Source organism: Microcoleus sp. w1-18aA5 (assembly GCF_036701705.1).
GTDB lineage: Bacteria > Cyanobacteriota > Cyanobacteriia > Cyanobacteriales > Microcoleaceae > Microcoleus.
Genome location: NZ_JAUPTE010000118.1, coordinates 1 through 13,099 on the forward strand (window position 1 = coordinate 1; position 13,099 = coordinate 13,099).

The window sequence follows — 13,099 nt, forward strand, 5'->3', positions numbered from 1 at the left end:
AGTAATGGCTTTTTTCCGTGAGGCTATTTCTGCCCATTCTTGTGACTTGGCTCGGCCTGATCTCATTCCCGAATTTCAGACCTGAATCCTTACCTCTAGATTAAAAGAATGAAACATTCAGTTCAACTAGAAGAATTCAAAAGCACTAAATTGGTGAAATTGCTGCAAGTGTGGTGGACAAAAATTACGGCAGCAGTCACCCGAATAGAAAAGGCAGAAGGCAGCAAGCAGTATGAAAAAAAAATCAGCTTAGGGACGATCGCCCCTGGCAGTGTATTCTCAATTTTGATAATTGTACTGCTGGTGTTAAATGGGTGGCTCGTAGCTGGCAGCGGCGATAATTTCTACCATCGCCAAGTCGCCCTGGGATTTTTGGGAATAGCAAATATTGTCTTTTTGGCGCTATCGGGGCGCTCAAACACCTCTTGGGCTCTAGGGGGAAACGATCGCCCATCCAGCGAACCCAACGGGGGCGATCACTTTTTTAGCCTCTCGCTAGATCTGCTGTGCGTCCTTAGTTTTGACGGTTATGTAAAACGCATCAACCCAGCAGCAGAAAAAATACTCGGCTATTCCCCAGAAGAAATGGTTGGCCAACTCTTCATTGAATTCGTGCATCCAGGCGATCGCGAAGCTACTTTAAAAGAAGCTGAAAGTATTGCTGCGGGGAAGAATACCTTTGGGTTTGAAAACCGCTGGCGCTGTCGCAACGGTTCTTACAAGTGGATAGCCTGGACTGCTACCCGTTTCTGTGAGGAAGAATTGATCTATGGTGTCGGCCGCGACATTACCACTCAAAAACAAGCAGAAGTAGCGCTACAAGAAAGCCAGCATTTTGTTGAGCGAATTGCCAATACCAGTCCGAATCTTCTCTTTGTTTACGATGAAAGCGAGCAGCGAAATGTCTACAGCAACCGCGAAATCAGTGACACCCTCGGCTATACGAGGGCAGAAGTTGAAAACATGGGCAGCAATCTACTGCCCACCATCCTCCACCCTGACGACTTAGCTAAATTTCCAGGATATTTTCAGCAATTAGAAAATGCTCCCGACGGCGAAGTTATTGAGTACGAATATCGGGTACGCGATCGACAGAATTGTTGGCACTGGTTAGTCAGCCGGAATATTGTATTTAGCAGAACAGAGGACGGAAAAATTAAGCAGCGTCTCGGTGCTGCTACCGACATTACAGAGCGCAAAATAGCAGAACAAGCTTTAGCAGAACAATTGAAACTTTCTTTATTCACAGCAGATGTGGGAATTGTTCTAACTCAAAACCAGAGTTTGCGTACAACTTTGCAATATTGCGCCGATTCAGTTGTGCGCCATTTGGATGTTGCCTTTGCTCGGATTTGGACGTTGAATGAAGAAGGAAATGTATTGCAAATGCAAGCAAGCGCGGGGATATATACTCACATTGACGGCGCTCACAGCCGCATTGCTGTCGGCGAGTTCAAGATTGGTTTAATCGCTCTGGAGCGACAACCTCACATCACTAATTCTGTGCAAGAAGATCCCCGAATCCAGGACAAAAAATGGGCCTCACGAGAAGGAATGATGGCTTTTGCTGGATATCCGCTAATTGTTGACAATAAGTTGCTGGGAGTAATCGCGATGTTTGCTCGCCAGGAGTTGAACGAATCAACGCTGATTGCTTTGGCGTCAAGTGCCGATACGATCGCCCTGGGAATTAAGCGCAAACAAACAGAAGAAGCTCTCGCGAGACAACAGCAAACTTTGAGGGCAATTATTGACAACGCTCCGATCTGGGTATGGCTGACAAATGCTAGCGGGCGGATGTTATTAATTAACAAAACTTTCTGCGAAGATGTGGCTATACCTGAATCAAGATTTTTAGCAGCATCTCACTATTCCGAAGTTTTGGGATTAGAAGCATCTGCTACGTGCATGGAATCTGACGCGCAAGCGTGGAGCCAAGATATTCCCTGTTATGCTCAAGAAGCGATGCAGCTTGCTGATGGTAAAAAACATTATTTGGAGACAATTAAAACTAAGGTCAAAGATGATTTTGGAAACACGATCGGCTTAATCGGTTTGGGTTTGGACGTTACAAAACAAAAAGAATCTCAAAGACAGTTGCAAAAGTCGGAAGCGAGATTCCGTAAGTTAGCGGAGCAGGAAGCGCTACTGAACCAGCTAGCTAGCAATATCCGCGAATCTCTGGATTTAGGCACTATTTTGGCAACGACTGTGCAGCAAATTCGTGACTTGCTGCAAGTCGATCGCTGTGTGTTTATCTGGTATTTGCCCGACGCTTCGCCACCTGCTTGGGATGTCGTCCACGAATCTAAAAATGATGACTTGTTCTCGCTTTTGGGTTATTACCCTGCTGACATAACCGGTACGCTGCCACAAAAAATCGCTAAGTTGGAAGTTTATCAAATAGATGATGTTGCCACTTTCAGCAATCCAGTAGAAAGGGAATTCTTTTTGCAGGTGGGTTACAAGTCTGTCTTGGATTTGCCGATTAAAAGTGCCGGAGGTTTAACTGGTGTTGTTAGCTGCGTTTCTTGCAGGGAGGTTCGGAAGTGGACAAAAGAGGAAGTGGAGTTAATGGAGGCAATTGGCGATCAATTGGCGATCGCCATCAGTCAATCTGAACTTTATACTAAAAGCGTCGATTCAGCACGGATAGCACAAGAACAAGCTGCCCAACTCGAAGTAACTCTGTGCGAACTCCAGCAAGCTCAAACTCAGCTCGTGCAGGCAGAAAAAATGTCGAGTCTCGGTCAGATGGTAGCAGGAATTGCCCACGAAATCAATAACCCGGTCAGCTTTATTTTCGGCAATCTTACCTACACAGAAGAATACACTAGAAACCTGATGAAACTGCTGCAAATGTATCGAGATGAATACCCGGAACCTTCTCCAGCAATTCAGGAAGAAATAGAAATGTTAGAGCTAGATTTCTTGCTAGACGACTTGCCGAAAATGCTGTCTTCTATGCAGGTGGGAGCCACTCGCATCCGGGATATCGTGCGGAGTTTGCGGAATTTCTCTCGCCTCGATGAATCTGACATGAAAAAGGTTAACATTCACGAAGGCATCGACAGCACATTGATGATTTTAGAACACCGTCTGAAATTTCAGTCCGATAGCGTAGCGGGTACGGAGTCTCATCGCCCACCAATTCAAGTCATTAAAGAATACGGACAACTGCCACGGGTGGAGTGCTACGCCGGACTGTTGAATCAGGTGTTTATGAATATTATTGCTAACGCTATTGACGTGTTACAAGAAGAGCTCGAAAATCCGGGAATTATCCGCATTCGTACAGAGGTAGAAGGTACTCTCGCTGTGATTAGAATTGCTGATAACGGTGCAGGTATCACAGATCAAGTCAAGCAACGGATATTTGACCCATTCTATACTACCAAACGGGTCGGTTCAGGAACGGGGATGGGTTTAGCGATTTCCCATTCAATTATTGTAGAAAAACATAAAGGTGAAATCAAGTGTTTCTCGGTGGTGGGGAAAGGCACTGAATTTATAATCGAGATTCCGATTAAAAGGGCAGAAAATTAAATGGGTTTGTTGGTCAAAATACTAAGGTGCGTCAGTTGGAAAAACCAGTTCTTTTTGTACTAACTTTAAGACTGAAAAACCCTACAGATGCCAACATATAAAAGTTATTTTAGCAGAATTTTGTCTGGTTGACAATATGAACTAGACAACTAAAATTGATATGATATTAAAAATCTAAAATCTAGAATCTAAAATCTAAAATTTAAAGACGCACCCTACAGGCTACCAACAGAGAAAACTTGTTTTACCAGAAATTTGTCGGTGTGTATTGCCCACCCTCCAACTAAAATTGATATCATATTAAAAATCTAAAATCTAAAATCTAAAATCTAAAATGGCATTACCTCCCGGCAGTTTCGGTTTACCCCTAATTGGCGATACCCTCAACTTTTTGCAAGATTCCCAATTCGCCAAAAAACGCCACCAGCAGTACGGAAATATTTTCAAAACCAGCATTTTCGGACAGCCTACCGTGTTTGTGTGTGGCCAAGAGGCGAATTTGTTTGTTTTAAGCAATGAAAACCAATATTTTGTTGTGACTTGGCCTCCCAGCACGAAAGCGCTTTTAGGGCCACTTTCCTTAGCGTTGCAAACGGGTGCTAACCACCAAAATCGGCGCAAGTTGCTGTACCAAGCGTTTCAGCCGCGAGCTTTAGCCGGCTACATCGGCGGGATGGAAAATATCACTCAGCGCTATTTGGAAAAATGGGCCAAAATGGAAACGCTGACTTGGTATCCCGAACTGAGAAATTATACTTTTGATGTTGCGGGTAAGTTGTTAGTAGGGATTGATAATGGTTCGGAAACGGCGCTGGGACATTATTTTGAAACGTTTTCTGATGGTTTATTTTCTATTCCTTTAGATGTGCCTTGGACTCGGTTTGGCAAAGCTAAAAATGGCAGAAATTTACTGTTAGCCGAACTGGACAAAATTATTCGCGATCGCCAGCAAGGAACCCCTAGTGGCAAGGATGCTTTGAGTTTGCTGATTTCGGCTCGCGATGACGAGGGAAATAGTTTGAGTTTGGAGGAGTTAAAAGATCAAGTGCTGTTGCTGCTGTTTGCGGGACACGAAACTTTAACTTCGGCGATCACCTCTTTTTGTCTTCTCCTAGCTCAAAATCCAGATGTGATGGCAAAAGTGCGGGCCGAACAGCAGCAGTTCCCCGCAACTGAACCGCTAACCTTGGAACAACTCAAACAAATGACTTATTTAGAGCAGGTTATGCGAGAAGTGCTGCGGTTGGTTCCACCGGTGGGAGGCGGTTTTCGGCAGGTAATTAATGCTTGCGAGTTCGGCGGCTACGAAATTCCCAAGGGTTGGAGCGTACTTTATGAAATCAATCAGACGCATCAGGATAGCGCAGTTTATCCCGAACCCGATCGATTCGACCCCGATCGATTTAGCTCGGAGCGATCGCCTAAACCGTTCAGCTACGTACCCTTTGGCGGCGGTTTGCGAGAATGTTTGGGCAAAGAATTTGCGCGATTAGAGATGAAGTTGTTTGCGGCAAAGATTGTTCGGGAGTTTGAATGGGAGCTTTTACCGGATCAAGATTTGAATTTAATCCGAGTACCGACTCCGCATCCCCGCGACGGTTTGCGAGTGAAATTTCGTCGAACAACTATGAAATAAATAGAAGCTTCAGTTCTACACCCTCCTTATTTTCCTCTTCTTCTTGAGAACAGGCAAGATGCCTGTTCCACAAAGAGTGAATTTTCTTGTGGAACAGGCATCTTGCCTGTTCTTGATAATGGTGCAATATCTCAGTCTCAATCAACATCCAATTGCATCGACCCCAAATACTTAGTTAAATAAGGAGAAAAAACCTCATAAATCAGAGTCAATGGCTTCCCGTGATGCCAAAACAAATAGTGCCGCCCCCAAAAAGGGCCCGACTCTTCAAACGCTGATTCCAAAGCAGCCGAATTACCGCAATAAATGCCCTGCACATCGCGATACAATTCTGTCCGCAGCCTCGCTAAACTAGCCCAAATTGGCAAAGATTTATTTTGTAAATATTCGTCTACGTGGCTCGCTTCCCACCAAGAAGTCGCATAGGCTAAACGCTGTCCAGAAGCAGTTCGCAGCCACACTTGGCGGCGCAGGCGCGGCCCCGGAACCGCGACAATTTGCTGGGGCGCGCCGTCTGCGTCTTCACCAACTAAAGACATATCGATCACATCTACTTCTGTGGGTTCCCCTGTCAGCAGTTGCAGGTGACGGGTGGGGGAACCGTCGCCTAGGAGCAGTATTTGCCATGCCGGTGCGAGCTTGGTGTGGGGCAAACCCTTCTGTACTGCCTCTTCGGCTCCTTGCCACAGGGGGTTGAGAGCGTGCCAGGTGCGGCTGTTTTTGGGTGTGAATGTTGCAGTCAAGGGTCTTTACAAAACTTAATTTTTTGTTTATTATAACGCTTCTGCAATTATCAACTCAAAAATTAAAAATTGATCGCCCAATGACGATCGCCCATAGGATGCCCGGTTAAATAGTTATAATACTTCTGTTCGGGATTTTTATTCTTCCTTCTTCCTTCCTTCTTCCTTCTTCCTTCTTCCTTCCACTATATGTTACGAATAACCGAAATAAAACTCCCCCTAGATCATCCTCCAGATGCGATCGCCAGCGCCATTCTCAAAAAGCTGCAAATTCCCCCCGAAGAATTGCTCGGCTATTCCATATTCAAGCGCAGCTACGATGCTCGTAAAAAAGCAGAAATCCTCCTTGTCTATATTGTGGATGTAGAGACGACACAGGAAAAGCAACTTTTGGCGCGCTTTAAAAAAGATCCTCATGTGATGGTAACACCAGACACGAGTTATCGCTTGGTAGCCAAAGCCCCCAGCAATTTGACGATTCGCCCCATTGTGATTGGTACAGGGCCGTGCGGTATGTTTGCAGGCCTGATGCTGGCACAAATGGGGTTTCGCCCTATCCTTTTAGAACGCGGAAAAGCAGTTCGCGATCGCACAGTTGACACCTTTGGATTTTGGAAGAAAAAAGCAGAATTCAACCCAGAATCTAACGCTCAGTTTGGCGAAGGTGGTGCGGGTACTTTTTCCGATGGCAAACTCTACAGCCAAGTTAAAGATCCTCAGCATTATGGACGCAAGGTGCTGACAGAACTTGTGAAGGCGGGAGCTTCACCGGAAATTTTATATATTAATAAACCCCATATTGGCACGTTCAAACTGGTGGGAATTGTCCAAAGTATTCGCGCCCAAATACAATCATTAGGCGGAGAAATTCGGTTTCAAACTCGTGTAGAAGATATCCACATCGAAAATGGAAAAGTGCAGGGACTTACCCTCGCCAGCGGAGAATATATTGCTACTAATTATATAGTTCTGGCGGTGGGACACAGCGCCCGCGATACTTTTGAAATGTTGTTTTCGCGCGGGGTTTACATCGAAGCAAAACCATTTTCTATTGGTTTTCGAGTCGAACATCCCCAAACTATCATCGATCGCTGTCGTTTTGGCGATCGGGCGGGCCATAAGCTTTTGGGTGCCGCCGATTACAAACTGGTTCACCATTGCCAAAACGGCCGTTCTGTATATAGTTTCTGTATGTGTCCCGGTGGTTTGGTAGTGGCGGCTGCGTCAGAACCGGGGCGACTTGTTACTAATGGGATGAGTCAATATTCTCGGAATGAACGCAATGCTAACAGCGGGATTGTGGTGGGTATCACGCCGGAGGATTATCCCGGTCATCCCTTAGCAGGAATTGAGTTTCAGCGTCGCCTAGAAGAACGGGCATTTGAGTTAGGAGGTGGCACTTACAACGCCCCTGGGCAGCTTGTGGGTGATTTTTTGGCAAATCGCCCTTCCACGGCGCTAGGCAGTGTGCAGCCGTCTTATACGCCGGGAGTTGTGATGACTGATTTGAGCGAAAGTTTGCCAGATTATGCGATCGCAGCTATCCGCGAAGCACTTCCGGCTTTTGACAAACAGATTAAAGGATTTGCGATGGATGATGCGGTTTTGACTGGGGTGGAAACGCGCACTTCTTCACCAATTCGGATTAAACGCAAGGAAGATTATCAGAGTTTGAATACAGAAGGCCTTTATCCTGCTGGGGAAGGTGCAGGATATGCGGGTGGAATCCTGTCGGCAGGAATTGATGGGATTAAGGTGGCGGAGGCGGTTGCTTTGAGTATTTTGCGATCTTCAAACCACAAAATTTGACGCGGGATTTGAGGATTTTTAGATGATTTGAAGATTGCCGTCAACTGTCAACAGTCAACCGTCAACTCTGTTCAAACAGCAGCTAAACGCGATCGAATTTCCGTATCCGTATACTCCGGCGTCCAGCCTTCTTGCGTGGTAAAATAGCGCACCGCTTTAATTTTCCGGGCTGCTGTCAAATAAAACCAATGTTCTGTATTCGCCGGCACGTTGATAAATTCTTCCGGCTGCACTGTGAGTTCGACTTGGCTGCCGTCGGGCCGCACGAAGCCAAAAATGCCTTCTCCTGCTACGATGTAGCGCACTTCATCATCGGCGTGGATGTGGCACTTGTTGAATTTGGACAGCAAGGTGTCGATGTTGGGAATGTCTGGGTGCAGTACAATTAAGTCTCGCGATTGATAGCCTGCCGTTTCCTTGAGTTGTTGAAAGTAGCCGTCGAGGGCTTGCAGCACTTGCTCTTTTTGATTGTCGTCAAGAGCATCTTTAGCTAACAAATTTTGAATTTCAGCGCTGTCACCCACGGGCCAGCGGTTGAGTTGAATGTTTAAGGAAGCGAGTTCTCGGGTAATGTCGCTTTGTTGAGTGTAGGTTGTACCGTTTTCGAGTTGCAGGATAGCCATTTTTGTACGTTCCAATTTTTGGGTGAGGCGATACACAGGCACTCTGAAAGATGTTTGTCGATCGCGCCTGTACCAGAATCACAATTTTAACGCTAATTTGAACAGGCTTTCCGCCCTGTTCCACAACAGTTCAATATTTGTCGCGATAACATTGATAAGTCAGGCGCCAGCTAGCACCAGCAGCGATGGCATTACTGATATCTTAAATGTAACTTTTGCAACAACTATGCCTACTTATACTGGAATTTCTAGCGAAGCATTTCAGCATCCCCTCGATCGCCAAGCTGAGGAAGCGTTACGCAGCGTACCTGGATTTGACTTAATTGCCAGCAAATTTGTAGAATTTGTCTACGAACGACCGCAATTCGTTTACCTAATGGGAAATAGCATTCAAGTCGGGCCTCGCCAATATGCCAGCATTTATCATATATTTCGGGAGTGCGTGCAGGCTTTAGATGTTTTTCCAGAACCGGGTTTATTTGTTTCTCAGAATCCCTCAGTTAACAGCTATGCCCTGGGAAAAAACCAACCTTATGTAGTATTAAACACGGGTCTTTTAGACTTGTTGGATGAGGCCGAACTGCGGGTAGTCTTGGCTCACGAGTTGGGACACATTAAATGTGGCCACCCAACTTTAAATCAAATGGCGATGTGGGCGATGAGCGTCGCATCGACAATTGGCGAGATGACTTTCGGTTTGGGAAATATGGTCGGTAGCGGTTTAATTTTCGCTTTTTATGAGTGGCGGCGCAAGGCTGAATTGTCGGCGGATCGGGCGGCTTTGTTGGTGACGGATGACTTGAACAGTGTGATGAAGACGATGATGCAACTTGCGGGAGTTAGCAGTAAATATGCTGACCAATGCAGTTTGCAAGAATTTATCCGCCAGTCTGACAACTATCAAGAGCTCGATCGAGACAATCTCAACCAAGTGTATAAATTTTTACTTTACAACGGCGGCCAAGGCGTGATGCTGAGTCACCCTTTCCCGGTGGAACGCCTGCGGTATTTGCGAGACTGGGCCAGTTCCGAGGAATACCGCCAAATTAAGCTAGGGAACTACAAGCGGGCTGTAGCTGAGGGTGCGGTTGATGTCAAGTCGCAAACGCCTAGCAGTGAGACGGAGGCTTTGCGCCGTCAGATTGAAGAGTTGCAGCGGGAGATCGAGAGGCAAAAATCAAAGCGAAACTAAGTTTAAATTCCTCGTTTCCAGGCTGTGCCTGGGAAGCAGCTAAATGTTTTGTTGAAGATTTACCGGATTTGAGGGAGGGGGAAACGTAAAAGAAAGATAAACCAGTGAGAGACTTACTCGCAACTGGCCTCCAATCTGAAAACTGTCCCCTCCTTTCGGAAATCTGTTTCTGAGGAGGTGTAGTTTAAATCAAGAGAAGCTTATAAATCAACGGGGCTAAAAAAAATGAATATTGATAACACAATGAATACTAAGAAGCCAACTTCTAATTTTTTCGGCAATGTGGGAAAAGTCGCGATGGCTCTGACTCTTCTAGCCGCCGGCATGGCATTTACAAATCCTGGGAGAGATCAATACCTAACTTATGCTTCCGGCGTACTCCAAACCGAGTTGGAAAGCACTGTGTGCAAAGATTCTCGCGTTCCGAAAGCTTTGGGCGGCATTACAGATACTTTGATCGGCAGTTGCAAGAATCTGCTGACTTCGCAGCGGGGCACGATCGAAAGCTTGCTCGACAATACAACGCAGCGTCAGAATTTGGGTGTGGTCAGTATTTACACAACTGAATTAGGTAAAAAAAGCTATCAAACAGTTGGAGCTTTTGGTAATTTTGTTACCCTGCCACCTAGTTCTGAAAATGTTCAAAATTAGAGTCAAATTAAGTTCACTTGTTGAAACCGGGTTTTTTAGAAAGCCCGGTTTTTGTTTACGTAATTCTCTCTCAGTAAATCTCAATAAATTCGGAGAGCAATAGCACATATTTTTAAGGAGACCCGCTATTAGAGAGAAAATATTAAGTTTTCTTAAAGAAGAAAAGTTATTGTCCCACTTAATATTAACATGAACGCTATAAAGTTTGATGTTTAACAAATAAGCAGATGGTAATGCAATTAAGTAAGGGTGAGAGATTTAATATCTCTAAAGAAGCGCCCGGTTTGAAAAAAATGGCGATCGCCCTCGGTTGGCAGGTGACAGAGGCAGGACAAAGCTACGAGGTTGATGTCTCTGCGTTTATGCTAGGTGCTGACGGCAAAATACCTAACGATAAGTATTTTATCTTTTACAATAATCTGCAATCCGGTGACAGTTCGGTACTGCAAGTGATTCGGGATAAAAACAACAGAAGTCAAGAGAATAAAACGATTTACGGGGTTATCTTGAAAAGAGTTAATGCTGAAATTGAGGAAATAACTTTTGTTGTCACTATTCACGAAGCAGATAAAATTAATGCAAATTTTAGCAATATAAAAAATGCTTTTATCAAGATTTACAATTTGGATACAGAAAACGAACTTGTTCGTTATGAATTAAAAGAGAATTTTTCGCGAGAGACTGCTGTAGAATTTGGTCGCTTGTATAGAAAGAATGGAGAGTGGAGATTTCAAGCGGTAGGAGCAGGATATCAGGCAGGATTGCAGAGTTTTGTGGATAAGTATTGCAGCTAAAGTAGTAATAATATTGCTCCAATTAATCACGAGTTGGCAGCGGTCACAGCAGATGATTTGCAGTTCCCGGCTGGGGAGTTGGAGGTGAAGCCAGAACCGGAAGCGGAACAGTCTCGTCTGGAGCATTTGGTAACTTTGTTAACTTGCTACCTAGTTTTGAAAATGCTCCAAACCAATGTCAAATTCAGTTCAATTGTAGAAACCGCTTGGGAAGCTAGCCCGGTTTTCACTTAGGTAATTCTCTCTAAGTAAATCTCAATAAATTCAGATACAGACACCAGATATTTTTAATCAAGCCCGCGATTAGAGAAACTCTGTTAAATTTCATTAATTAAAGAACTTCTTATGCCACTTAACCTTAAGATGAGTAGTATAATTTTTTATCTTTAACAAATAAGCAGATGGCAATGCAATTAAGTAAGGGTGAGAGATTTAATATCTCTAAAGAAGCGCCCGGTTTGAAAAAAATCGCGATCGCCCTCGGTTGGCAGGTGACAGAGGCAGGACAAAGCTACGAGATTGATGTCTCTGCCTTTATGCTAGGTGCTGACGGCAAACTACCTAACGATAAATATTTTATCTTTTACAATAATCTGCAATCCTGTGACGGTTCGGTACTGCAATCGATTCCTGACAAAAACAACCGAGGTCAAGAGAATAAGAGTATTTACGGCGTTGTTTTAGAGAAAATTAATGCTGAAATTGAAGAAATAACTTTTGCGGTCACTATTCACGCATCAGATAAAATCAAGGCAAATTTTAGCAATATCAAAAATGCTTTTATCAAAATTACCAATTTGGATACGGGAAGCGAACTGGTTCGGTATGAATTAAAAGAGAATTTTTCGCGAGAGACTGCAGTAGAGTTTGGTCGTTTGTATAAAAAGAATGGAGAGTGGAGATTTCAGGCGGTAGGAGAAGGATATCAGGCCGGATTACAGAGTTTGGTGGACAAGTATTACAGCGGAAATAGCAATAATATTTCTCCAATTACTCACGAGTTGGCAGCGGGAACAGCAGCAGATGATTTGCAGTTGCCGGCTTGGGATTTGGAGGGGGATTCAGAACCGGAAGCGGAACAGTCTCGCCAGAATCCAAGGGTACAGCCATCACGAATTAACAATCAAGTTAATAATAATAATAATTCGCGAAGCCGCAAAATACCCGCAGCTTTATTAGCAGGTTTAGGGGTTTTGGTGTTGGGAACAAGTGTAGGGACGATCGCCTTTATGCGATCGGGAAATGAAACGCTTAAGCAAGCGAAAATACTAGCCGTTGAAACGCAGAATGCAGAGAAAGTCACAGATGTCAATTTGCTCAGAAGTTTCGATAAACGACTTAAAGAAACGATCGCCAATTTAGAGAAAATTCCTAACTTCCCCGGCTTTGGGTATCAGCAAGCTAGAGCAGATTTGCTGCAACTGCGCCCGAGTTTGGTTCCAGTAGCGCAAAACTTACAGGTGGCAGAAAGTCTAGCAACGGCTCAAAAATTGGCGATGGAAGCTGCTGTGGTTGTGCAAAAACCGCCTCATCCGATGGAAGTTTGGCAGCAGTCGCAAAGTAAATGGCAACAGGCGATCGCACTTTTAGAAGCGATAGATTCACGTACACCGGTTTATAATCTAGCTCAAAATAAGTTATCTAATTACCGGGTCAATCACGCTGTGATCAGTCAAAGAGTTGCGATCGCTCAAAAAGCTGCAAATTTCAGCAACCAAGGTTCTTTGAAAGTTCAAAAGGGAGATGTTCCGGGGGCGATCGCCAATTTTACTCAAGCTTTAGCGCTGAATCCGAACATACCTCAAGCTTACCTCGGATTGGGAATTGCTACTGGCCAACAGGGAAACAAGCAGCAGGCAATTTACAATTACGATCGAGCGCTGCAATTTAATCCTAACTTGGCAGAAGCTTATTTCGGTCGCGGTCAAGCATACTATGAATTGGGAAACAAGCAAAAGGCGATCGGCGATTACGAACAAGCTATTCGCGTTAATCCTAATTATGGTTTGGCTTATTTGGAACGAGGTGCTAAGTAGATAGGCGGGAAAAAACCAATCTATGTAACAAAACATTAAGTTGCCTGATTGGAGTTAAACTTAAGACGT

10 protein-coding genes are annotated in these 13,099 nt (G+C 44.6%); 8 read left to right on the top strand and 2 right to left on the bottom strand.

Annotated elements, in window-relative coordinates; genetic code table 11:
* The first annotated feature begins 108 nt into the window (after positions 1 to 108).
* Together Q5691_RS26165 and Q5691_RS26170 are read left to right on the top strand one after the other, a co-directional pair.
* Positions 109 to 3,546, top strand: a complete 3,438-nt coding sequence (locus Q5691_RS26165; protein ID WP_333309602.1) for a PAS domain S-box protein — start codon at positions 109 to 111, stop codon at positions 3,544 to 3,546.
* 334 nt (positions 3,547 to 3,880) lie between these two features.
* Positions 3,881 to 5,182: a cytochrome P450 gene (locus Q5691_RS26170; RefSeq protein WP_333348013.1), complete on the top strand. Its 1,302-nt coding sequence runs from the start codon at positions 3,881 to 3,883 to the stop codon at positions 5,180 to 5,182.
* A gap of 137 nt (positions 5,183 to 5,319) precedes the next feature.
* Here the strand turns inward: Q5691_RS26170 and Q5691_RS26175 are convergent, their stop codons facing one another.
* Positions 5,320 to 5,925, bottom strand: coding sequence for a chorismate lyase (locus Q5691_RS26175; protein ID WP_333214594.1), 606 nt, complete (start codon positions 5,923 to 5,925; stop codon positions 5,320 to 5,322).
* 189 nt (positions 5,926 to 6,114) lie between these two features.
* On the opposite strand from Q5691_RS26175, the gene Q5691_RS26180 reads away from it, so the two are divergent.
* Positions 6,115 to 7,734, top strand: coding sequence for an NAD(P)/FAD-dependent oxidoreductase (locus tag Q5691_RS26180; protein WP_333348016.1), 1,620 nt, complete (start codon positions 6,115 to 6,117; stop codon positions 7,732 to 7,734).
* A gap of 71 nt (positions 7,735 to 7,805) precedes the next feature.
* On the opposite strand, the gene Q5691_RS26185 is transcribed toward Q5691_RS26180, so the two are convergent.
* Positions 7,806 to 8,357: an acireductone dioxygenase gene (locus tag Q5691_RS26185; RefSeq protein ID WP_333348019.1), complete on the bottom strand. Its 552-nt coding sequence runs from the start codon at positions 8,355 to 8,357 to the stop codon at positions 7,806 to 7,808.
* 226 nt (positions 8,358 to 8,583) lie between these two features.
* On the opposite strand from Q5691_RS26185, the gene Q5691_RS26190 reads away from it, so the two are divergent.
* The 5 genes from Q5691_RS26190 (at position 8,584) to Q5691_RS26210 (ending at position 13,030) form a co-directional block, all read left to right on the top strand.
* Positions 8,584 to 9,549: a M48 family metallopeptidase gene (locus Q5691_RS26190; protein WP_333348022.1), complete on the top strand. Its 966-nt coding sequence runs from the start codon at positions 8,584 to 8,586 to the stop codon at positions 9,547 to 9,549.
* Between the two features lie 225 nt (positions 9,550 to 9,774).
* Entirely contained in the window at positions 9,775 to 10,200 is a 426-nt protein-coding gene (locus Q5691_RS26195) for a DUF4359 domain-containing protein (RefSeq protein WP_333214604.1), read from the top strand.
* Positions 10,201 to 10,427: 227 nt separating this feature from the next.
* The gene (locus Q5691_RS26200) at positions 10,428 to 10,994 is read left to right on the top strand and encodes a TerD family protein (protein ID WP_333214606.1); all 567 of its coding nucleotides are present in this window, start codon (positions 10,428 to 10,430) and stop codon (positions 10,992 to 10,994) included.
* 33 nt (positions 10,995 to 11,027) lie between these two features.
* Positions 11,028 to 11,228 (top strand): hypothetical protein, encoded by a 201-nt coding sequence (locus Q5691_RS26205; RefSeq protein WP_333214608.1) that lies wholly within the window; start codon positions 11,028 to 11,030, stop codon positions 11,226 to 11,228.
* Between the two features lie 173 nt (positions 11,229 to 11,401).
* Positions 11,402 to 13,030 carry a TerD family protein gene (locus tag Q5691_RS26210; protein ID WP_333348027.1) on the top strand — a complete coding sequence of 543 codons (1,629 nt, stop codon included), beginning with the start codon at positions 11,402 to 11,404 and terminating at the stop codon, positions 13,028 to 13,030.
* The last annotated feature ends 69 nt before the right edge of the window (positions 13,031 to 13,099 follow it).